The following is a 22,826-nucleotide window of genomic DNA, read 5'->3' as shown; positions in this document are numbered from 1 at the left end:
AACGTCCGGACCGTCAAGGAGCGACGCCGTCAATGACAGAATACCAGGCAGCCACCGCTGTCCCCCCCGATCTGACCGCGCTGTGCGCCATCGCCCGCCTCCATCAGATAGCCGCCGACCCGGCCACGCTGGCGCATAGTCTGGCGCTGCCCGGCGGTACGGCCATCGACGAGGCCAGTCTGCTGCTGGCCGCAAAGCATATCGGGCTGAAAGCCAAAACCAGCAAAACCAGCGTCCAGCGCCTTGCGGTAACGCCGCTGCCCGCGCTGGCGAAAATTCGCAGGCCGGATAAACCGCCGCGCTATGTCGTGCTGGCGAAGTGCGACGGCAAGCGCCTGTTGCTGCAAGACTTCGCCGCCACGGAGGCGGAAGGCGGCTCCCGCCCGCAGGTGATGGAACTGGCGGCATTCATTGCGCTGTGGACCGGCGAACTGATGCTTATCACCAGTCGCGCCAGCCTGGCGGGAGAGATGGCCAGGTTTGACTTCTCCTGGTTTATTCCCAGCATGGTGAAATACCGCCAACTGCTGGGACGAGTACTGTTCATTTCCCTGATGCTGCAACTGTTCGCGCTGGTCAGCCCGCTGTTTTTCCAGGTCGTCATGGACAAGGTGCTGGTACACCGGGGACTGACCACGCTGGATGTGCTGATCGCCGGACTGGCGATCGTCATGGTGTTTGAAAGCGTATTGAACGGCCTGCGCGCCTACGTTTTCAGCCACACCACCAGCCGCATCGACGTTGAGCTGGGCGCCCGGCTATACCGGCATCTGGTGCAACTGCCGCTCTCTTACTTTCAGGCGCGCCGGGTGGGCGACTCCGTGGCGCGCGTACGCGAACTGGAGAATATCCGCGGCTTTCTCACCGGCAATGCGCTGACGGTCGTGCTGGACACGCTATTCTCCGTGCTCTTTATTGCCGTGATGCTGCTTTACAGCGTGCCGCTGACGCTGATCGTGCTGGTCAGCCTGCCGCTGTATTTCGCCCTCAGCCTGCTGATTGTTCCGCTGCTGCGCCGTCGTCTCGATGAAAAATTCGCCCGCGGCGCGGAAAATCAGGCCATGCTGGTGGAAAGCATCACCGGTATCCAGACCGTCAAGGCCGCCGCGCTGGAGCCGTCGTTCGCCCGGCGCTGGGATAACCAACTGGCCGCCTACGTCTCGGCCAGTTTCAAAACCCAAAATCTGGCCGCCTGGGCGCATGAGGGCGTCAACCTTATCGGTAAGCTGGTCAACGCCGCCACCCTCTGGTATGGCGCCCATCTGGTCATGGCCGGCTCGCTTAGCGTCGGTCAGTTTGTCGCGTTCAATATGTTCGCCCAACGCGTGGCGCAGCCCATCATGCGTATGGCGCAACTGTGGACGGACTTCCAGCAAACCGGCATCTCGATGGCCCGGCTGGGCGACATCCTCAATACCCGTACCGAAGTCCCGCCCGTCAACGCCGCACAGTTGCCCAGACTGCAAGGCCGTATCCGTTTCGAGAACCTAACCTTCCGCTACCGGCCCGAAGCGCCCCCCGTGATCCAAAATCTCAGCCTGGATATCCGACCGGGCGAAATCATCGGCATCGTCGGGCGATCAGGCTCCGGCAAAAGCACCCTGACCCGGCTATTGCAACGTCTCTATACCCCCGAGCAAGGCCGCGTACTCATCGATGGGCTGGATATCAGTCTGATCGACGCCGCCCAGTTGCGTCGCCAGACCGGCGTTGTGCTGCAAGAAAATTTACTGTTCAACCGCAGCGTACGCGAAAACATCGCCATTGCCGACCCGGCCGCGCCGCTGGAGCGAGTCATGCGCGCCGCGCAACTGGCGGGCGCGCATGACTTCATCAGCGAACTAACCGAAGGCTACGACACCCTGGTCGCCGAACAGGGCAGCACCCTTTCCGGCGGACAACGTCAGCGCATCGCCATTGCCAGAACGCTGTTCACCCAACCGCGCATCCTTATTTTCGATGAGGCCACCAGCGCGCTGGATTATGAGAGCGAGGCCGTTATCCAGCGCAACATGGCCGCCATTTGTCAGGGGCGCACCGTGCTGATCATCGCCCATCGTCTCACCGCGGTGCGACAGGCCGACCGTATCATCGTTATGGATAAAGGCCGTATCGTGGAGGCGGGGCCGCATGATGAGTTAATCCGTAACGCAAAGGGACTGTATGCCCATCTGTGGGCCATACAAAATAACCAGAGCGGCGGGGAAATACCCGCCCGACATTCCCTTACCGTTACCGCGCCAAACGGTCATTCATCAGAGAATGCGCTATGACATCCGGCATATCCCATGAATCACGGAAGCAGTCTCAACGCCGTCCGGCAGGCGAACTACTCGCCCGATATCGCGCTATCCTGACGGCAAGCTGGGCGATGCGCCACGAACTGGCCGGCCCCGCGCGTCTGGCCGACGAAGCCGCCTTTCTGCCCGCGGCCTTAAGTTTACAGGAAACCCCGCTACACCCCGCGCCGCTGCGCCTGGCATGGGTACTGATCGCCTTGTTCCTTATCGCCGTCACCTGGGCTGTTTGCGGCAAAGTGGATATCGTAGCCGTGGCGCCGGGACGCATTATCGTCAGTGAACGCACCAAGGTCGTACAACCGTTGCAAAATAGCGTCGTCACCCGCATTCTGGTGCGCGACGGCCAGCACGTCAAAACCGGACAAGCGCTGGTGGAGCTCGATCCCACCGATGCCCGCGCCGACAAAATCAGCCTACAGGAAGGCCGAAAAAACGCCCAATCCGAAGCGCTGCGTTGCCATACTCTCTTGCAAGCGCTCTCCGACAATCAGCCCGACGCCCCCCGGTTGCCGGCCAAAGCTATCCCCGACGGCTGGAGTGAAAGCGAAGCCGGAGCCGTACAATACCAGTTGGCGACGCAATGGCAGGACATCCGCGCCCAGCTTGCCCGCCTGGAAGCGGAAAAACAGCAGCGCCAGGCCGAAGTGGCGACCGCCCGCGCGTTCATCAGCAAGCTGCAAACCACGCTGCCCATCGTGCGCAAACGGGAAAAAGACTTCCTGCAACTGGCCGGAAAAGGTTTTGTGGCCAGCCATACCGTGCAGGATAAAACGCGGGAACGCATTGAACTGGAGCGCGACCTGGCGGCGCAACAGGCTCAGTGGCAACAAGCGCAGGCCGCGCTGTACGAAAGCGAACAGGCTCGCAACGCCTATCTGGCTGAAACCCGTCAAACCCTCAGCGAGCGGCAGATACAGGCCGAACTGCAAATCCGGCAAACCACGCAGGAACTGGCCAAAGCCACGCAACGCGAATATCTGGCCACGCTTATTGCCCCGGTGGACGGCACCGTGCAACAACTGGCCGCCCATACCGAGGGCGGCGTGGTGACCGAAGCGCAAACGCTGATGGTCATTGTGCCTGAATCAGCCAGCCTCACCGCGGAAGTGGCGCTGGAAAATAAAGACATCGGCTTCGTCTATGCCGGCCAGCAGGCGGCGATCAAGCTGGAGACCTTCCCCTACACCCGCTACGGCACGCTAAGCGCCACGGTGGAAAAAATCACGCAGGATGCCGTTCAGGACGAAAAGCGGGGCGCGATCTTCATGGTGACGCTGCGCATGCACGAAACGCAGATGGATATCGACGGCAAGACCATCCACCTCAGCCCCGGCATGAACCTCACGGCTGAAATCAAAACCGGCAAGCGCCGCATCATCGAGTTTATTACCAGCCCTATTCAGCGGGCGGCGACGGAAAGTTTGCGGGAAAGGTAAAAACAACGTATTAAATAACCGTACATTTTCCCCGATAAGGATCCTTCATGCCCCGTATTGAATGCGTTTTATTTGACTGTGACGGCACGCTGGTGGATAGCGAAGTGTTGTGCTGCCAGGCTTATGTGAATGTTTTTATTCCCTACGGCGTTAAGTTATCGCTGGAAGAGGTGATAAAAAACTACAAAGGCATGAAGCTGCACGAAATCATTACCCGCATCAGCCGGAAACACGGCGTAGCGGTCTCTATGGAAGATGCGATAAGCCATTACCGGCAGGAGATAAAGCGCCTGTTCGACGAATCCCTGCAACCGATCAACGGCGCGCGCGAGCTGCTTGCGTTGATTAACGTACCCATCGCCGTGGTTTCCAACGGGCCGGTCAGCAAGATGCAGCAGTCGCTGGGACTGACGAACATGCTCGAATACTTTGGCGACCACCTATACAGCGGCTACGATCTGCAAAAGTGGAAGCCCGATCCCGCCGTCATTTTCTACGCCGCCGAACAAATGCAGGTGCCGGTTCAACACTGTATTCTGGTGGAAGATTCGACATCCGGCGTTCAGGCGGGGATCGCCGCCGGCATTCCGGTGTTCTACTACTGCGCCGACCCGCACAATACGCCGATTCACCATCCGCTGGTCACCATGTTTACCGATATGCGGGCCTTGCCGCAGATCTGGCGTGAAAAAGGCTGGGATATCGCGGCGTAACCTCAGGCGGGTTTGTGGCGTCGCCACCGCCATGCGCGTTTTAGCGGTTCTCCCTGCCGGCTAAAACGCTTGTTCAGGCCGTTCGCCAGCAGTTCCAGCGACAGACAAAAAACAAAATAGACCAGCGCGACGAACAGGAAGACCTCCATCGGATAAACCATGCTGCGGTTGTTCACCTGGGTGGCTAAAAAGGTCAGTTCGCCGACGCCGACGATGTACGCCAGCGAAGTATCTTTAATCAGTGAAATCCACTGATTGATGAAAGACGGCACCATCATCCTCAGCGCCTGCGGCAAAACAATATGCCACAGCGCCCGCCAGCGCCCGAATCCCAGCGATAAGCCGGCCTGCCACTGACCGCGCCCGATGGCGACAATCCCCGCTTTCACGCCGTGCGCCAGATAGGCCGACGCGATCAGCGCCAGCGCGCAAACCACCGTGGTGATTTCCGGGATCTCGATGCCGAAAACGACCGGCAGCAGAAAGTAGGTCCAGAATATCAGCATGATGACCGGGATCGCCCGGAAAAAACCGATAATCATCGCCAGCAACGCCGCGCACCATCCGCGGGACATCGCCAGCGCGACGCCCAAAAGGGTACCCAACACGGCGGAAGCGATGCCCGCCAGCAGGCTGATCGCCAGCGTCAGCGCCGCGCCGCCCAATGGGCCATCGGGAAACGTCCCCCACATCAGGTAGCTGAAGTTATCGTAAATAATGGTGAAATCCATTTTCAGCGCTCCACGGCCGGATTACGTTGCTGACGCCACATTCCCCAGCCTTCCATCAAGGCGATGATCGCAATGTACAGGACCGTCGCCACCCCGAACGCCTGAAAGGTACGCAGGGTTTCGGTTTCCACCTGACGGGAGGCATAAGAGAGTTCGGCCACGCCAATCGCCATGGCCAACGAGGAGTTCTTAATGACGTTCATGTACTGGCCCAACAGCGGCGGCAAGGCGATTTTCAATGCCTGCGGCAGGACCACATAGCGCATGGATTGCCATCCGCTCAACCCCAGCGCCAGCGCGGCATACTTTTGTCCGCGCGCCACGCCGCCGATGCCGGCCCGGATCTCTTCCGCGATAAAGGCGCTGGAATAGAGCGTCAGGCCCAATAGCCCGGCCAGAAACTCAAACGAAGGCCATGCCACGCTCATCCCCAGCCATGTGAAGTCGTGCGGCGTATTGAGCCACTGCATCATGCCTGAGGGAAATAACTGACCGGCGCCGAAATACCAGAAAAAAAGCTGTATCAGCAAAGGCGTATTGCGAAATAGCGAGCTGTAAGCCATGACGGGCCAGCGCAACAGACGTAATTGGCTATCCCGCGCCGCCGCCAGCAAGAATCCCAGCAACGTCGCCAGTATCACCGTACAGAAGGAAATCCATAACGTGACCAGAAAACCCTGCCAAAGCCAACTGAGGTATTGGGGAGCCAACAGCCACTCTTCAATATAGTGCAGCGCTGTATCTGTCAGTTTCATAACCAGCCGTTTTTATACATTATCAGACATAACAAACAAAAATACCCCCTGCCTGGCAGAGGGTTGAAATGTGATGGTTTATCATCCGTTGAGCGGAAGATCAGGCTTTAGGCTGCTGATCCAGCGGTGCGAAAGTAAAGTCGCCGCGCGGCTGAGCCGATTTTGTCTCCGGTCCGAACCAGCGATCGTAAATCTTTTTCGCTTCGCCCTGTTTTTCCAGGTTCAGCAGGGTTTCGTTGACCTTCTCGGTCAAGCGCTCTTCGCCTTTCGGCAGACCAATCCCCTGATACTCTTTGGTGATGCTGAACGGCGAAATTTCAAATTCGGCTTTCTGCGCATCCGGCACATTGGCCAGCAAACCGACGAGCTTGGCGTCATCCTGCGTGATGGCCTGTACATTGCCGTTACGCAATGCGGCGAACGCCAGCGGCGTATCATCATAAGAGATCACTTTGGCGGTGGGATAATGCTCGCGCAGGGTAATTTCCTGCACCGTGCCTTTGTCCGCGCCGATACGCAGCGCTTTAATATCTTCCGGCGTTTTCAACACGCCTTTGCGGGCGATGAATTTTTGTCCGGTGGCAAAATAGGGAATGCTGAAGTTCACCTGTTTGGCGCGTTCATCGGTGATGGTAAAGTTGGCGGCGATCAGATCCACTTTTTTAGAGCTTAACAGCGGAATCCGGTTGGCCGGGTTGGTCGCCCGCAGCTCCACCTTCACGCCCAACGCCTTACCAATCGCTTCGGCGATATCGACATCGTAACCCACCAGCTTTTTACTCTGTTGATCGACGTAACCGAACGGCGGGTTGCTGTCGAATACCGCTATTTTAACCACGCCCGCTTTTTGAATATCATCCAGCTTATCGGCCTGCGCAACGCCAGAAACAGACGCTAAACCTGCCAGCAATGTTAATGCCACGATATGATTCTTCATTCCCCGCCCCTAAACCAGTTAACATATTGATTATAGGCTATCAATGGAGTGAGAAAGGGGGAAATAATATAAACAGCTATAATATAACCTTATGTTACATCCGGTTTTTGGCAGATTATACTGCCGAACTGCGCCTCTCGGCGGCACGCATTGATTACGCCATCCCTGCTTTTTCTATGACGGAAACCACCAAATATTCTTTTTATCTCTTATATAGATAAATTTTAATCAGCAATTTTCTCTTTTCTTATTATTTAATTGCAAAAAGCAGCTTAATGACGAAATCATGGCCATAATGCCATATCCGGTATGGAAATGAGGAAACGCCCCATGAAAGCGAAAAGCGCCAGCGCCACGCCCCCCGCCGAGGAAAAGAAAGCCTATGATCTGGATCGCTTCGATATCGCCATCCTGCGCCTTTTGCAGGCAGATGCGTCCATATCCAACGTGGCGCTGGCGGAAAAGGTCAATCTCAGCCCGCCCGCCTGCCTGCGCCGGGTTGAACGCCTCAAGCAGATTGGCCTGATTAGGGGCGTCGTCGCGCTGCTGAACCCCGAGGCGCTTAACGCCGGTCTGGTGGTATTAATCGGCGTGGTGCTGGATCGCTCTACGCCCGGCTCGTTTGGGGATTTTGAAGCCGCGGTGCAGAAAATCAGCGGTTGTATGGAATGTCAGGTCGTTACCGGCGAGTTCGATTACATTTTGAAGATCCGCACCAAAGATAATCAGAGCTTCAACCGGCTGCATGCCGAACAGCTGCTTTTTCTGCCCGGCGTGCGTCAAATCCGCTCTTTTATCGGCCTGCGGGAGGTGCTCTCCACCACGCAACTGACGTTTTAAGGTGGAAATGCGCGTAAGTTGACGACAAATTCCCCACGGATCAAACCGTCATTAGCCGCGCGCGCAAATATCGGGAGTCAGTCAAAATATCCACGGTTTCAGTCACCGATCCCCGCCTACTGCCGCGGGGATGACGAGGATTGAAGCTGCGGGGATGACAGGATTGAAGTTGCGGGGATGACGAGGGTTGAAGCTGCGGGGATGACGAGGATTGAAGTTGCGGGGATGACGAGGGTTGAAGTTGCGGGGATGACGAGGGTTGAAGCTGCGGGGATGACGAGGATTGAAGCTGCGGGGATGACGAGGGTTGAAGTTGCGGGGATGACGAGGGTTGAAGTTGCGGGGATGACAGGGTTGAAGCTGCGGGGATGACGAGGGTTGAAGTTGCGGGGATGACGAGGATTGAAGCTGCGGGGATGACAGGGTTGAAGCCGGGATGATGGCCGAAGGGCTACCCGGCTGTCTGGAACCCACTTAATGGGAACGATAGTCCGTCAGCCATTACGGAAAATATAGCTGTAGGCGCTTAACGCCGGCGCGCCGCCCAGGTGAGCGTACAGCACTTTCGATCCTTTCGGGAATTCACCGTTGCGGATCATACCGATCATGCCCTGCATGGATTTACCTTCATACACCGGGTCGGTCATCACCCCTTCCAGACGGGCGCACAACCGGATAGCTTCCAGCGTGCCTTCGTTCGGCAAACCATATTCCGGACCGCCGTAGCGCGTATCCAGCACCACGTCTTCTTCGGTGATTTCCCGGCCCAGCTCAACCAGTTTGGCGGTGTTCTGCGCGATACGCAGGATCTGCGCCTTGGTTTTTTCCGGTTTCGCCGATGCATCGATACCGATGACATGACGGGCGCGGCCATCGGCGGCAAAACCGACCACCATGCCGGCCTGGGTGCTGCCGGTAACGGAGCAGACGACGATATAGTCAAATTTGAAGCCCAGCTCTTTTTCCTGCTGGCGAACTTCCTCGGCGAAACCGACGAATCCCAGGCCGCCGTAAGGGTGTTCGGAACAGCCGGCCGGGATCGGGAAGGGTTTGCCGCCGTTTTGCGCCGCTTCTTCCATGGCGTTTTTCCAGCTTTCGCGAATGCCGATATCAAAACCGGCGGCGTCCAGACGCACATCGGCGCCCATAATACGCGACAGTTCGATATTCCCCACCCGGTCATACACCGCGTCGGCATAATTCACCCAGTTTTCCTGCACCAGGATACATTTCATTCCCAGGTGCGCGGCCACGGCGGCGACCTGACGCGTCTGGTTGGATTGAATGCCGCCGATGGAAACCAGCGTATCGCAACCCTGCTCCAGTGCTTCGGGAATGAGATATTCCAGTTTACGGGTTTTATTGCCGCCAAACGCCAGACCGCTATTACAATCTTCACGCTTGGCATATATTTCCACATCCCCGCCTAAATACTCGCTGAGTCTTTTCATCGGCGTAATCGGGGAAGGGCCGAAAGTTAATGGATAACGTGAAAATTTCTCCAGATTCATAAATAGCGCTCCGGTAAATAATGAGAAATGATAGCCGCAGGTTGTCAATATTCCGCTCAGAATCACCGTCAACCCATGCTCATAACATTACCTGAAAACAGCCGAGTTTAAATTTCTAAATTAACCAATTTTTATCAATTGAAACGTAAAAAAAACCAAAAACAATGAAATAAATTTCAAAAAACCAAACAAATAAGAAATAAAATTAACCACCGTTTCTGTCCGGCGGGGAATGCGGATGTTTTTCGGACAGGTCGTTTGCCGCGGATAGCGTTTTTGATTCAGTTGATTGAGAAGCTGGGGAGAAAAACATTTGCAACTGATAAAGAAGAAACCAGGCTCAGATTTGAGTTTACTGACAAAATCCGGGAATCGACGACAGGTTTGTCAAGGGTCTGGATTTCTTCTTTTCAGGGTGCCGTATACCGTACCAAAGATGATGAATAGGATTAAGCGAGTTTCGGATTAGCTCCGAATTGATTTTCCGCGGGCTGACTGTCCTGGCAGGTAAAGATCAGTAGTACGATGCCGCCGACGACAGGGATCATACTTATCAGGATCCACCATCCCGATTTGCCGATATCATGAAGACGACGAACGGTAACCGCCAACCCTGGCAGAAGAATGGCTAATGAATAAATCAGCAGAAGAATTGCATTCAGTCCAAGCGCCGAATCGATAATAGCGATAACAAAAGAAACGATGATGTTAAAGAGATAAAACATCCAATATTCTTTACGCCTTGCCCTTCCGGAGAAGCCAACATAATTTTTTAATACGTTTAAGTACCATTGCATAAGGAATATTCCTCCATGAAATAAAATATATAGTCAGTATTACAGCACCCAACATAATGATATCTCAAATAATATATTCCGTGAAGCTTAATATATTCATGGTTAATATTCTGTTCGCTTTTATAAGCCAATGTTATTATCTATGAATAATATTGTATCATCCGCGCCGGAAAGAAACGTTATTCCGCCTTCGGTCTCGCCAGAATAATGCTCTCGACGCCATGTATTTCGCCCGGATGACATTCAGGGGGTTAAAACATTATTCACCCCTGAAAACGATAACTCTGACGAAACAGGGCATCCTGCGTTTCCAGTTCCTGACGCAGAAAAGCGCAAAAGTCATTCAACACGGAAGTGGGCGGCTTATTGACCTCGGTCTGAATCTGCAACATCCGCTGGCCGATTTGATCGATATTGACGGATTTCACCTGTAAACCATCGCGTTTAGCGCTATACAGCACGGAAAAATGGCTGCATATGACGATGGCGTCCGGCGTATCCAGCAAGAAGGCGTACAGCGTCGAAAAATGATTGCAGGTAAATACCGGATCGATGAAAACGCCGTTCATCCGACACGACAAATCAAACAACTGCCGCACCGTCGCCGCCTGATCGGGCAGCACGATCGGATAGGTGCTCAGGTCATCAAGCTGAAAATCTCTTGAGGCCAGCGGGTGATTGGCCTGCATCACCGCCAGAAACGGCGCGGGGAAAGAGGCGATGACCTGAACGCCGTGCTCCGGCGCCAGACTGAACTTCAGCGCTACATCGCATTCGCCGTTGCGGATCAGGTCGGGAACCTGGCGGGCGCTGCCCACCGTCAGCACAAAGTTGACTTGCGCGCACTGGCGACGAAACGTCGCCATCAGAGTCGGCAGCAGATTGAACCCGATACCGTCGGTACACACCACCCGGATGGTGGTCTGGCGCGCCGATTTCAGCCCTTCAATCTCGGCCATCGCCAGCTCCATATCCGCCATGCTGCGCCGCACATGATTCTCCAGAATGCGTCCGGCGTCATTCAGCACCATGCCCCTGGCGTGCCGCTCGAACAAGGGCATGCCGAGACGCGTCTCCAGCCGCTGGATCTGCCTGCTGATGGCGGATACCGCCACAAACAGCTGCTGGCTGGCCGCGCTTAGCGAACCGGTATTGGCCACCGCCATGAAGTAACGAATTTCGTTGCTATGCATCGGCCCTCCTGCACTGTTGCGCTTATATCGTTTCCGCCGATTGAGATTTCTTTCGCTGTGAACGCATGCGTACGATATCCGCCCCCTGTTCAGCTAGATCCCAGAACAGCCCGGTCATGATTTTGAGCGCCTGTAGCGTCATGTCCGCCAAAATATGCTCATTGGGCGCATGCTGTGAACAGGCCGGATAAGAGTGCGGCACCCACAGCGTCGGCAGACCCAGCGTTTCCGAGAAGCAGGCGTTCGGCAACCCGCCGCCGAAGTTCGGCAGCACCGCGGCGTTGATGCCGGATGTGCGGGTTATCGACGCCTTTCCCCACGCCACCCAGAGATCATTGGGGTCGAGACGGGTAGCGGCATAATGGCTGGCGGCATTCGCCATCGCCACGTCTTCAAATCCGTTGGCGTCCAGATGACGCCGGATATGTTGAGCAAAATTCTCCACGTCGCTGCCCAGCACATAACGCATATGACAATGCGCGTTGGCCTGCGGCGGGATGGCGTGGGCGGGTTTATCCGGATTGCCGGTGACGAACGCCAGCACATCCAGCGTATTCCAGCCATACAGTTTTTCCGCCGCCGTCAGACCCGGCTCGCCCCAGCGGGGATCGATAGCCGGATCCGTCGCCCCGCCGCCCAGTTCAATATCCGCAAGCATATGACGCAGGGTCTCGGCGATCGCCGGCGGGCGCAGCCCCGGCACCAGAATGCGGCCGTGAGCGTCCACCATGCTGGCGAGGGCGTGCGACAGGCGGATACCGGGGTTGCTCAGCAACCCGCCCCAGTTGCCCGAATGGTGCGCGCCCTCGCGCAGATTCACCCGCAGCTCAAAATTGAACACCCCGCGCGAGCCGAGGAACAGGGTCGGACGGGCGGCGGAGATTCGCGGCCCGTCCGAGGCGATAAACAGATCGGCGGCCAGCCAGTCGCGGTATTGCGCGCAAATCTCGTTCAATCCCGGCGAACCATCCTCTTCCCCCATTTCCAGAATGATTTTTACGTTGTAGCCGAGACGGCCGTTGCGCGCCTTCAGCACCTGCGCCAGCGCCGCCAGATTAATCGAGTGCTGACCTTTGTTATCCGCGGTGCCGCGCCCATACCAGCGGTTGCCCTCCTGCACCAACGCCCACGGCGACAGCCCCTCCCGCCACTGGTCGTCATAGCCGCGCACCACATCGCCGTGGCCGTAGGTAAGCAGGGTCAGCGCGGCTTCCGACTCCATACGGCGCGCCAGCAAGAACGGCCCTTTGCCGCTGACGGGGTTATCCGCCAGTCGACACTCAAACCCCATTGACTCAAGCGCCGGCATCATTTCATCCGTCAGGTAGGACAGCAGAACAGGGCCGCTGCCGGCATCCTGACTTTCCGTGCGATATGCCACCCTGCGCGTCAGGGTCTGCGCGAAATTTCCTGAATTGAAATCCTCGGCGGTTGACTGGATAGTCTCTTCACGCGTCATATTCTGTCTATCCTCTTTTTCTCTGAGAGTCGTTAATCAACAACAGGCGCAACGTTGATGGTTTAAGAAACGGGATACCGGGCCGCGGTTAATACGGCTCAATCTGCGGAATGCCCAATCCCGGCTCCGGCGTGAGCACCGACGCCAGCAGCGATTTGGTATAGGGGTGCCGCGGCGCGTGGAAAATCTGCTCGCGCGTACCCTGTTCGACAATCGACCCTCTCTGCATCACCGCCACATGATCCACCAGATGCTCCACGACCGACAGGTTGTGGCTGATCAGCAGGTAAGTCAGGCCGAATTCCTGTTTCAGCGCCAGCAGCAGATTGAGAATTTGCGCCTGAACGGAAACATCCAGCGCCGACGTCGGTTCATCGCAGATCAGAATGTCAGGCCGCATAATCAACGCGCGGGCGATAGCCACGCGCTGCCGCTGCCCGCCGGAAAGCTGACCGGGGTATTGACTGTGCGTGCGGGCGGGCATGCCGACCACATCCAGCATCTCTTTAACCCGTTCTTTGCGCTCCGCCGGCGTACCGATGCCGTGCAGACGCAGCGCCACCTCCACGATATCGGCGACGGTACGGCGCGGATTCAGCGAGGAATAGGGATCCTGAAAGATAGGCTGAATGCGGGCCGCCATGTCCTTGCGATTGCCGGAATCGATTTCACGCCCTTCAATCAGCACATTGCCGGAAGTCGGCGCCAGCAAACCCAGCAGCATTTTCGCCAGCGTGCTTTTTCCGCAGCCCGATTCGCCCACCAGCCCCAGCGTTTCTCCGCGCCGGATACGCAGGGAAACCTCGTTCACCGCGCGGATCTCGCCGGGCCGGGAGAAGAAACCGCGATTAAGGCGAAAAACCCGCGTTAAGGAGCACAGTTCCAGCGCAATATCATCGTTGCCCGGAATGTGCGTCGGCAACGTGGAAGGCGCGTTATGATGATTGGCGATTTGATTCATGCGACCTCCGCATTGCGCGCCGGTAAAGCCCGTACACAGCGCACCGCGTGCTGGTCGGCGACCTCCACGTAAGGCGTTTGCTGGTTACAGGCGTCCGTACAGTGGCAACAGCGATTACTGAACGCGCAGCCCTGTTGTACGCCGATCAGGCTGGGTACCACGCCGGGGATCGCATTCAGCGGCCGACCCGGAATGGTTTTCCCCTGAATCGGGATGCAGTCGAGCAGCGCCCGGGTATAAGGGTGCTGCGGCTGGTTAAACAGCGTCATCACCGGCGCGGTTTCGACAATTTTGCCGGCATACATCACCGCCACCCGGTCGGCGATACGCGCCACCACGCCCAGGTCGTGGGTGATGAAAATCACCGCCATGCCGAACTCCCGTTGCAGTTCGCGCAACATACGCAGGATCTGCGCCTGAATGGTGACATCCAACGCCGTCGTCGGCTCGTCGGCGATAATCAGCTCCGGTTCGCACATCAGCGCCATGGCAATCATGATGCGCTGGCGCAGACCGCCGGACAACTGGTGCGGATACTGGTTCAGGCGATCGGCCGCCATAGGAATCCCCACGCGCTCCATCAGATACACCGCCCGTTCGCGCGCCTGCGCCGGCGAAACCTTGCGATGGGCCTGAAGCGTCTCGCAGAGCTGGTTGCCCAATGTGTAAGAGGGATTCAGCGAGGTCATCGGCTCCTGGAAAATCATCGACATCTTGTCGCCGCGCAGCGCGGTAATTTCGCGTTTTTTCAGCGACTGCAATTCGACGCCCTGAAAGAGAAGATGATCCGCGCTGCGCACCGCCTTGCGCGGCAACAGATCCATCAGCGCCAGCGACGTCATCGACTTGCCGCAGCCGGACTCGCCCACCAGACACAACATCTCTCCGCGCCGTACCGAGAAATCCAGCCCGCGTACCGCATACAGCGTGCCGCGGGGCGTCGGCAGATCGACGCGCAGATTTTTCACATCCAGCAAAATGTCATTATTCATGGCCACTTCCTCAGTTACGTCCGTCCAACGCGGTCACATCGCGCAGGCCGTCTCCCACCAGATTGATCCCCAGCACCAGGATAGCCAGCACCACGCCGGGGATCAGAATGACCCAGGGTTGAAAGAACATGTACGCCTTACCCTCGGCCACCATCAGCCCCCACGACGGCATCGGCGGCTGTACGCCCAGCCCGAGGAAAGAGAGGGTGGCTTCCAGCAGAATGGCGTGGGCGATTTCCAGCGTCGCCACCACCGTCAGCGGGCCAAGCAGATTGGGCAGGATTTCGCGCAGCATAATAAACAACGAGGAGGCGCCCAGCGTCTTGGCGGCGGCAATAAACTCCGCCTCGCGCAATTGCCGGGTCACCGAACGGGAGACTATCAGGAAGCGATCCCACAGCAGCAACCCGAGCAGCAGGATCACCACTTTTACCGATCCGCCCACCAGCGAAGCGGTCGCCAGCGCCACCAGAATGATCGGCATAGACAGGCGAACCGTCAGAATATAGCTGACCAGCGCATCCACCCGACCGCCGAAATACCCCGCCAGCACGCCCAGCGTAATGCCGATAAATCCGGCCACCAGTACCGACACCAGCCCGATGGTCAACGACACCCTGGCGCCGTACAGCAGCCGACTCAAATAGTCGCGCCCCAGCTTGTCGGTACCCAGAATGTGCTCCCAACCGCCTTTCTCATGCCATACCGGCGGTATCAGGCGCCGGCTCACATCCTGCGCGTAAGGATCGTGCGGGCTGATGAATGGCGCAAGCAGCGCCGCCAGCACAATCATCGCCAGCACAATCAGGCCGAACGTCATACTGTGATGACCGAGGATGCGATGAATCCAGCGCCGCCAGGGGGCCGGTTGCGGAATCAGTCCCGCTTCAGCCATCGCCGGCCTGGCGATCAGCGTGGAAGAGAGTGACGAAGACGTTTTCATGGAAACTCCCTATGAGGTACGCAGACGCGGATCGAGCGCCGCATTGAGGATATCCGCCAGAAATGTCAGCCCGATATAGAACACCGAGATAATCAGCACAATGGCCTGCACGACCGGAAAATCGTTGCGGGAGATGGAGTCCCAGGCCAGTTGCCCCAATCCCTGCAAGGCGAATACCGACTCAATCACCACCGATCCCCCCAGCATAAAGCCCAGTTCGACCGTCGCCAGCGCCACCACCGGAATGATAGCGTTACGCAGACCGTGTTTGACGACCACCTTGAAAGAGCTTAACCCCTTGGCTTGCGCGGTGCGGATATAGTCCGAGCCGAGTACGTCCAGCATGCCGGAGCGCGTCAGCCGCATCAGCGACGGCATGGCGTAATAACCCAGCGCGACGGCCGGTAAGACAAAGTTACGCCAACTGCCGTTCCCGGCCACCGGCAGCCATTTCAGGCCCACGGCAAAGACGACGATCAGCAGCAGGGCAAACCAGAAATTCGGCATCGCCTGACCGATCACCGCAATAAAAATGGAACATCTGTCGATCCAGGTATCGCGGAACACCGCCGCCAGTACCCCGAGCGGAATGGCCACCACCAGCGCCAGCAACAGAGAAACCGCCCCCAGTTTCAGGGTGACGGGCATTCTCTGACCGACCAATTCCATTACCGTATTTTCGAAATAAAACGAGCGGCCGAAATCAAGATGTAAAGCCGACCACATCCAGTGCATAAACTGCGTGGTCAATGGCTGATCCAGCCCGTATTGCACCCGGATACGTTCAACCACCTCGGCCGTTGCCTCCGGGCCGGCAATCGCCGCCGCCAGATCGCCGGAAAGGTGCAGGAGAGAGAAACTGACTACCGCCACGGTAAACAGCACCGCCAGCGCGACCAAAAGTCGATGTAAGATATAGATAATCATGCGCGGTTCCTCATTCTCGCCAGAGACCCGCGGGAATCGATATCACTATCGATTCCCGACAGTCCGTTACTTCCAACTCGCCATAGCGAAACGCGGCAATTCATCCGGCCAACTGTCAAAGTTCAGATCGGCGGTAAAGGCATAGTTCGTTGAATAGGAAAACAGGGGGGCTAAATAAGCCTGGGAAGAGATGCGACCCAGCAAATCCGCATACATGGCGCTGCGCTGTTTGGTATCGATGGTTTCATCCGCTTTGGTCAGCAGGTTGGTGATTTCCGCATCTTTCCAGATATCGTCGCCCTTGCCGCCGAAATAAGGCGTAACGAAGGCGGAAGCATCGTTGATGGAGAAAGAGCCCCAGGTTCGTATCGCCATCGGCGCCTTACCGGAAATCAAATCGGCGGCCAGCACCGGATATTGCACATAGTGCAACCGGGCGCGGATACCGACTTTACGCAAATCGCCGATGATCGCTTCGGCATAATCCCGTTCGCGATAGGCCCAGATATCGGTATCGAACCCATTGGGATAACCGGCTTCCGCCAGCAGCTGTTTGGCTTTATCCGGGTTGTAATCATAGGCAATCACCTTGCTGGTGTTACAGGCGGCCTGGGTGTAGAAACAGGCGGAATAGACCGGCTGACTGCCGCCGCGCACCAGATTATCCACCATGCCCTTACGGTTGATGGCGTGGTTCACCGCCTGACGAACGCGCAGATCCTTGAACGGCTCCCCGCCCGGCCCGCCGGCATTGATGTTCAACGCCAGAAAACCGATGCGCATGGTTTCGCCGCTTTTCACTGAAATATTCGGCATCCCTTCCAGCGAGGCAGACTGATCGGAAGGGACTCGCCAGATCCAGTCGACCTGACCGGTCATCAACTGCGCCAGCCGGGTTTCCGGATCGCGGATCACCACAAACTGTAGCTTGCCGATTTTCGGCTGCCCTATCGGACTGTCTTTGAAATAATCAGGGTTTTTCTCCATGGTGACGCCCTGCCCCGGCGTCACGCCGGTGATTTTATAAGGTCCGGTGCCGATCGGCGCTTTACTGAAGCCGGCCAGCTTAACCTGTTGATAATATTTGGCCGGATAAATCGGCGTCGGGCCGGATAAATATTCCAGCGCCGCCGGGAAAGGTTTTTTTAGCTGTAATTTAACGGTGTAGTCATCAACTTTCACCGCTTCCTTAATCCACTCGACGCTTTGTGGAACCACGGAATCCGGCGCGCCGGCAATATCGTTAAACGTGTAAACCACGTCGGCGGCGGTAAAATCATCGCCGTTATGGAATTTAACGCCCTGGCGTAAATGCAAAATCAGTATTTCCGGCGAATCCCACTCCCAGGATGTCGCCAGCAAGGGTTCATATTCACCGGTTTTGGGATCGCGATAGACCAGCCTGTCCCATACCAGGTTGGAAATAATCACCCCTTCTCGCATGTTGTTATGATAAGCGCTAATATTTTCCACCTCGTTATCCGAGGCATAAACCAACGTATCATTCTGTTTTCCCGCATAACTATAGGAAGCGCATCCAATCAGTAATGCAGATAAAGCATATTGTTGTATCCGTCTTGCCAGGGAACGAGTCATGCTATCTCTCCATGTCATTAATGAATAAACCATGCTGAATACTCACGGTGTAATCATTGCAAGACTGAAGCCAATAGCGGATTTATAACCTTACAGATTTTAGGCGGGTAATTTCTAAAAAGGAGAAACCGCAGGCGTGGCGTACACTATTTTTGAATACTGCGGCTGAGAAATTAAGTTACGTTTTTAGTATAAGTCTTTCATCTAGATAATTAGCGCACTAATAGTGCGGGGTGCTCTTTTTTTGCACTATTTAAAAGCAATAACACGAGCAAGCTATTCAATCACCAGTTTTACCCGCTTACCAATTTTTCCCGCCATTCCAACCAAAGAATCAAGGGTAAACTTCTCTGTTTTTTGATTCACGACATCAGAGATGCGAGGACGGGAAACATGCAAAACGTTTGCAGCCTCTGACTGGCGGTATCCTTGCGATTTTATCCAGGCAGCGATTGAAACCATCAGCGCTTTCTTCATAGCCAAAGCCTGTTCAATTTCTTTATCGGACTCTGATAACAATGTTTCCGCTTTCTCTGCGGAAAAGCCGAGATCTGAAAAAACATTATCAGCCGCCGCCGTGATATGACGAGATTTAACGTCGATATGATGAGTCATTTTTTCTTTCTCCGCTCAATGATTACCGCTTGATAACGTACCTTTATAAGATTGACGTCTTTTGGGGAAGTAGCCCGAGCTTTCTTTTTAAAACTATGTAACACATAGATTTTCTCTGGAAACTTGGCGACATAAACCACCCGATAAGTCCCATTATCATCATCAATACGAATCTCGATGACTCCCGCCCCAATTATTAATTGGTTTAAAATCATGTGGTTCGAGGCCATATTGCACACGCCTCAGTTGATGGCCGGCGGATGCCCTGGCTTTTTCCGGAAATGCTTTCAAATCATCCAATGCACTTCCACGCCAATCTATTTCTTTTCCAATCATACATGAGGGATGATGTATGTATAAAATTTTATACATACATGAGGGAACTCAATAAACATCACCGTATTAAGAAAGGTGAAATGGAATATTGGGAGAGGAATCGATAAATATTGCGACAGTGGGCGACGAAAACAGGTGATATTGGAACCGGGCGGGGGGAAACAGCAAGCGACATACAACAACGCAACAAGGGAGAGTCACACACCAAAATCACCACGGGGCGGCATCCCTACCCAGCCCCGCGTTTTCCTCATCGGCAAACTATTCGTCTTTTTTCTGCTGTTTCTCCACCAGCAGTTTTTCCAGCGCGTCGCCGCCCAGATGGCGGAAGTCCTGTCCTTTGACGAAATAGAAGATAAATTCGCAGATGTTTTGGCAACGATCGCCGATACGCTCGATGGAGCGGGCGCAGAACAGCGCCGTCAGTACGCTGGGAATGGTGCGGGAGTCTTCCATCATGTGCGTCATCAACTGACGCACAATCCCTTCGTACTCTTTATCCACCTTTTTATCTTCACGATAGATACGCACCGCCTCATCCAGATCCATCCGGGCGAACGCATCCAGCACGTCGTGCAGCATTTGCACCGTGTGACGCCCCAGCGACTCCAGACTGACCAGCAGCGGCTGATGCTGATGAGAGAATTTCTCCAGCGCGGTGCGACAGATTTTGTCCGCCACGTCGCCGATACGTTCCAGTTCGGAAATCGTTTTGATGATCGCCATCACCAGACGCAGGTCGCTGGCGGTGGGCTGGCGTTTGGCGATGATGCGCACGCAGGCTTCATCGATGGTCACTTCCATCATATTGACCTTGGCGTCCGCTTCCACCACGCGCTGCGCCAGTTCGGCATCCTGATTGTGCATCGCGGTGATGGCGTCGGTCAGTTGCTGCTCCACCAGCCCGCCCATGGTCAGCACCTGGGTACGGATGTTTTCCAGCTCGGCGTTGAACTGCCCGGAAATGTGTTTGTTCAGATTCAAATTATCCATGATGCTTCCCGTAATCAACCGTAACGGCCGGTGATGTAATCTTCAGTTTGTTTCTGCCGCGGCGCAGTAAACAAGGTATCGGTATCGCTGAATTCGATTAATTCACCCAGATACATAAACGCAGTGTGGTCCGAACAACGCGCCGCCTGCTGCATATTGTGGGTGACGATAACCACGGTGTAATCTTTTTTCAGCTCGGAAATCAGCTCTTCAATTCTGCCGGTGGAGATCGGGTCCAGCGCGGAGCAGGGCTCGTCGAGCAACAGCACGTCGGGACGGATGGCGATGCCGCGCGCGATGCACAAACGCTGCTGCTGACCGCCCGACAGGCTGTACCCGCTCTGGTGCAGCTTATCTTTGGTTTCATGCCACAGCGCCGCTTTGGTTAACGCCCATTCCACGCGTTCATCCATCTGCGCGCGCGATAACTTCTCAAACAGCCGCACGCCGAACGCGATGTTATCGTAAATGGACATCGGAAACGGCGTCGGCTTCTGAAAGACCATTCCCACCTTGGCCCTGAGCAGCGAGATATCCTGTTTATCATTCAGAATATTATTGCCATCAAGCAGGATCTCGCCTTCGGCATGCTGTTCCGGGTAGAGCTGATACATTTTGTTCAGGGTACGCAGCAGCGTCGATTTACCGCAGCCCGACGGTCCGATAAACGCCGTAACCTGGTTGGCGGCGATATCCAGCGTGATGTCTTTCAGCGCATGGAATTTCCCATAATAGAAATTCAGATTACGTACCTGGATTTTACTGGTGGATGTCTCAGTAGCCATACTCATCAAGACTTCTCTCTTTATATACGGATGCTGCAAAGCAACATCTTAAATTTATTAGTATTTCTTGGCAGAAAAAATCACGCGCGCCAGGATATTCAGCAGCAGAACACAGAAAGTGATCAGCAATACCCCCGCCCAGGCCAACTGCTGCCATTCAACAAACGGACTCATGGCGAACTTGAAGATGGTGACCGGCAGGTTGGCGATCGGATGCATAAGATCCGTGCTCCAGAACTGATTGGACAGCGACGTAAACAACAACGGCGCGGTTTCCCCGGCAATACGCGCTATCGCCAGTAAAATCCCGGTCATAATGCCGGAAACCGAGGCTTTCAGCGTGATGGCGGAAATCATCTTCCACTTCGGCGTGCCTAACGCATACGCCGCTTCGCGCAGGCTGTCCGGCACCAGCTTGAGCATATTTTCCGTCGTCCGAATCACAATAGGCACCTGCAAAAGCGCCAGCGCAATCACCCCGGCCCAACCCGAGAAGTGCTCCATTTTCGCCACCACCAGGGTATAGACAAAAAGCCCCACCACGATTGACGGCGCGGATAACAGGATATCGTTAATAAAGCGAATCACTTCGGCGACCCATGACTTGCGGCCGTACTCAGCCAGATAGATACCGGCCATGATGCCAAGCGGCGTGCCTAAAACGGTCGCCCACAGGATCAGCAGACCGCTGCCGACAATGGCGTTCGCCAGACCGCCCCCTTCCGTGTTCGGCGGCGGCGTCATTTCGGTAAATAACGCCAGCGACATGCCGTCAATCCCTTTGCTGATGGTTGAAAACAGGATCCACACCAGCCAGAACAGGCCGAACGCCATGGTGACCATCGATAAGCACAGGGCGATACGGTTTTTCTGCCGCCGCCACGACTGCATTTTCTGCCGTGAACGCAGCAGAGACTTTTCGTGTTGTTCCATACCTAATGCCGACATCAGCGCGTCCCCTCATTCTTTGCCAGACGCATAATCATTAATTTTGAGCACGCCAGAACAATAAAGGTAATAACAAACAGGATCAGCCCCAGCTCCATCAGCGCCGCGGTGTGCAGACCGGATTCCGCCTCGGCGAACTCGTTCGCCAGCGCCGAGGTAATGCTGTTGCCGGGCATATAGAGCGATACGCTGTCCAACTGGTAGGTATTGCCGATAATAAAGGTCACCGCCATGGTTTCGCCCAGCGCGCGCCCCAATCCCAGCATAATGCCGCCTATCACCCCGTTTTTGGTGAACGGCAGAACGATATGCCAGATAACCTCCCAGGTGGTGCAGCCGATGCCGTAGGCGGACTCTTTCATCATCACCGGCGTTTGATCAAACACATCGCGCATCACCGCCGCGATATAAGGAATGATCATGATCGCCAGAATCACCCCCGCCGCCAGAATGCCGATGCCGAATGCCGGGCCTGAGAACAGCGACCCGACAATCGGAATGCCGGACAGCACATTGCCGACCGGCTGCTGAAAATATTTGGCGAATAACGGCGCGAAAACGAACAACCCCCACATACCGTAAACGATACTGGGGATGGCGGCCAGCAGCTCAATCGCGACGCCCAGCGGGCGTTTCAGCCATCCCGGCGCCAATTCGGTTAAAAACAGCGCAATACCAAAACTGATCGGTATGGCGATAATCAGCGCGATCAACGAGGTGACAATGGTGCCGTAAATCGGCACCAGCGCGCCGAACTGCTCGGCAGGCGCATCCCAGTTCTTGGTCCACAGAAAAGAAAAACCGAATTTCTCGATACTGGGCCAGGAAGCCACAATCAGGGAAACAATAATGCCCCCTAACAACATCAGCGTCACCAGCGCGGCCAATTTTACCAGCGCGCCAAAAATGATATCGCCGTGCTTTCCGGGGGCTTTGATAGTTGGCTTGTACTCAGCCATGCGTCTCTCTTCTTAATTTAACGATGCTTGATAACAAAAGTGGCAGCCAAGGATGGGGAGGAGATGTCCTCTCCTCCCCTTTTATACCTTGCCGCACTC

General features: G+C 55.7%; 21 protein-coding genes and 1 pseudogene. 4 read left to right on the top strand and 18 right to left on the bottom strand.

The features are described 5' to 3' along the window. The first annotated feature begins 32 nt into the window (after nucleotides 1–32). Genes ABRZ28_RS13755 through yieH form a run of 3 tightly spaced genes read left to right on the top strand, consistent with a single transcriptional unit; the run spans nucleotide 33 to nucleotide 4,449 of the window. A complete protein-coding gene (locus ABRZ28_RS13755) occupies nucleotides 33–2,273 on the top strand; it encodes a type I secretion system permease/ATPase (RefSeq protein ID WP_319606208.1) in 2,241 nt (746 codons plus the stop codon). Then, nucleotides 2,270–3,736, top strand: a complete 1,467-nt coding sequence (locus tag ABRZ28_RS13750; protein WP_319606207.1) for an HlyD family type I secretion periplasmic adaptor subunit — start codon at nucleotides 2,270–2,272, stop codon at nucleotides 3,734–3,736. Before ABRZ28_RS13755 ends, ABRZ28_RS13750 begins: the two co-directional genes overlap by 4 nt. Before the next feature lie 47 nt (nucleotides 3,737–3,783). After that, nucleotides 3,784–4,449, top strand: a complete 666-nt coding sequence (gene yieH / locus ABRZ28_RS13745) for a 6-phosphogluconate phosphatase (protein ID WP_319606206.1) — start codon at nucleotides 3,784–3,786, stop codon at nucleotides 4,447–4,449. Between the two features lie 2 nt (nucleotides 4,450–4,451). Here yieH and ABRZ28_RS13740 read toward each other — a convergent pair whose 3' ends face one another. The 3 genes from ABRZ28_RS13740 to ABRZ28_RS13730 all read right to left on the bottom strand — a co-directional run bounded on the left by ABRZ28_RS13740 (nucleotide 4,452) and on the right by ABRZ28_RS13730 (nucleotide 6,872). After that, nucleotides 4,452–5,180: an amino acid ABC transporter permease gene (locus ABRZ28_RS13740; RefSeq protein WP_330520550.1), complete on the bottom strand. Its 729-nt coding sequence runs from the start codon at nucleotides 5,178–5,180 to the stop codon at nucleotides 4,452–4,454. Between the two features lie 2 nt (nucleotides 5,181–5,182). Further along, entirely contained in the window at nucleotides 5,183–5,935 is a 753-nt protein-coding gene (locus tag ABRZ28_RS13735; RefSeq protein ID WP_319606204.1) for an amino acid ABC transporter permease, read from the bottom strand. 100 nt (nucleotides 5,936–6,035) lie between these two features. After that, complete coding sequence (locus tag ABRZ28_RS13730; protein WP_330520549.1) at nucleotides 6,036–6,872, bottom strand: ABC transporter substrate-binding protein; 837 nt, start codon at nucleotides 6,870–6,872, stop codon at nucleotides 6,036–6,038. A gap of 330 nt (nucleotides 6,873–7,202) precedes the next feature. On the opposite strand from ABRZ28_RS13730, the gene ABRZ28_RS13725 reads away from it, so the two are divergent. After that, nucleotides 7,203–7,712: an Lrp/AsnC family transcriptional regulator gene (locus tag ABRZ28_RS13725; RefSeq protein WP_319606202.1), complete on the top strand. Its 510-nt coding sequence runs from the start codon at nucleotides 7,203–7,205 to the stop codon at nucleotides 7,710–7,712. A gap of 494 nt (nucleotides 7,713–8,206) precedes the next feature. Here the strand turns inward: ABRZ28_RS13725 and ABRZ28_RS13720 are convergent, their stop codons facing one another. From ABRZ28_RS13720 to pstC, 15 genes and pseudogenes are all read right to left on the bottom strand, one after another. Continuing rightward, the gene (locus tag ABRZ28_RS13720; protein WP_319606201.1) at nucleotides 8,207–9,223 is read right to left on the bottom strand and encodes a 1-aminocyclopropane-1-carboxylate deaminase; all 1,017 of its coding nucleotides are present in this window, start codon (nucleotides 9,221–9,223) and stop codon (nucleotides 8,207–8,209) included. A gap of 449 nt (nucleotides 9,224–9,672) precedes the next feature. Continuing rightward, entirely contained in the window at nucleotides 9,673–10,020 is a 348-nt protein-coding gene (locus ABRZ28_RS13715; protein WP_319606200.1) for a DUF805 domain-containing protein, read from the bottom strand. Nucleotides 10,021–10,283: 263 nt separating this feature from the next. Continuing rightward, complete coding sequence (locus ABRZ28_RS13710) at nucleotides 10,284–11,213, bottom strand: LysR family transcriptional regulator (RefSeq protein WP_330520548.1); 930 nt, start codon at nucleotides 11,211–11,213, stop codon at nucleotides 10,284–10,286. Nucleotides 11,214–11,235: 22 nt separating this feature from the next. Beyond that, nucleotides 11,236–12,672, bottom strand: coding sequence for a M20 family metallopeptidase (locus ABRZ28_RS13705; RefSeq protein WP_330520547.1), 1,437 nt, complete (start codon nucleotides 12,670–12,672; stop codon nucleotides 11,236–11,238). Between the two features lie 88 nt (nucleotides 12,673–12,760). Beyond that, nucleotides 12,761–13,633: an ATP-binding cassette domain-containing protein gene (locus ABRZ28_RS13700; protein WP_330520546.1), complete on the bottom strand. Its 873-nt coding sequence runs from the start codon at nucleotides 13,631–13,633 to the stop codon at nucleotides 12,761–12,763. Further along, entirely contained in the window at nucleotides 13,630–14,625 is a 996-nt protein-coding gene (locus ABRZ28_RS13695; RefSeq protein ID WP_330520545.1) for an ABC transporter ATP-binding protein, read from the bottom strand. The genes ABRZ28_RS13700 and ABRZ28_RS13695 overlap by 4 nt, the downstream gene beginning before the upstream one ends. Nucleotides 14,626–14,635: 10 nt before the next feature. Then, nucleotides 14,636–15,568, bottom strand: a complete 933-nt coding sequence (locus tag ABRZ28_RS13690) for an ABC transporter permease (protein WP_330520544.1) — start codon at nucleotides 15,566–15,568, stop codon at nucleotides 14,636–14,638. Between the two features lie 9 nt (nucleotides 15,569–15,577). After that, nucleotides 15,578–16,495: an ABC transporter permease gene (locus ABRZ28_RS13685; protein WP_319606194.1), complete on the bottom strand. Its 918-nt coding sequence runs from the start codon at nucleotides 16,493–16,495 to the stop codon at nucleotides 15,578–15,580. 66 nt (nucleotides 16,496–16,561) lie between these two features. Next, complete coding sequence (locus tag ABRZ28_RS13680) at nucleotides 16,562–18,091, bottom strand: ABC transporter substrate-binding protein (protein WP_330520543.1); 1,530 nt, start codon at nucleotides 18,089–18,091, stop codon at nucleotides 16,562–16,564. 276 nt (nucleotides 18,092–18,367) lie between these two features. Then, nucleotides 18,368–18,706: a helix-turn-helix domain-containing protein gene (locus ABRZ28_RS13675; RefSeq protein ID WP_330520542.1), complete on the bottom strand. Its 339-nt coding sequence runs from the start codon at nucleotides 18,704–18,706 to the stop codon at nucleotides 18,368–18,370. Continuing rightward, nucleotides 18,703–19,042 (bottom strand): annotated as a pseudogene (locus tag ABRZ28_RS13670) (type II toxin-antitoxin system RelE/ParE family toxin). Before ABRZ28_RS13670 ends, ABRZ28_RS13675 begins: the two are co-directional and overlap by 4 nt. Before the next feature lie 261 nt (nucleotides 19,043–19,303). Next, the gene (gene phoU / locus ABRZ28_RS13665; RefSeq protein WP_319606192.1) at nucleotides 19,304–20,035 is read right to left on the bottom strand and encodes a phosphate signaling complex protein PhoU; all 732 of its coding nucleotides are present in this window, start codon (nucleotides 20,033–20,035) and stop codon (nucleotides 19,304–19,306) included. Between the two features lie 14 nt (nucleotides 20,036–20,049). Further along, the gene (gene pstB / locus ABRZ28_RS13660) at nucleotides 20,050–20,826 is read right to left on the bottom strand and encodes a phosphate ABC transporter ATP-binding protein PstB (protein WP_319606191.1); all 777 of its coding nucleotides are present in this window, start codon (nucleotides 20,824–20,826) and stop codon (nucleotides 20,050–20,052) included. Between the two features lie 51 nt (nucleotides 20,827–20,877). Then, nucleotides 20,878–21,768, bottom strand: coding sequence for a phosphate ABC transporter permease PstA (gene pstA, locus ABRZ28_RS13655; protein ID WP_319606190.1), 891 nt, complete (start codon nucleotides 21,766–21,768; stop codon nucleotides 20,878–20,880). Next, complete coding sequence (pstC, locus tag ABRZ28_RS13650) at nucleotides 21,768–22,727, bottom strand: phosphate ABC transporter permease PstC (protein ID WP_319606189.1); 960 nt, start codon at nucleotides 22,725–22,727, stop codon at nucleotides 21,768–21,770. The genes pstA and pstC overlap by 1 nt, the downstream gene beginning before the upstream one ends. Nucleotides 22,728–22,826 lie beyond the last annotated feature (99 nt).

The organism is Brenneria sp. g21c3, assembly GCF_040240345.1.
Taxonomy (GTDB): Bacteria; Pseudomonadota; Gammaproteobacteria; order Enterobacterales; family Enterobacteriaceae; genus Brenneria.
Note: the sequence above shows the minus strand (reverse complement) of the source record. Positions and strands in the feature narration are given on the sequence as shown.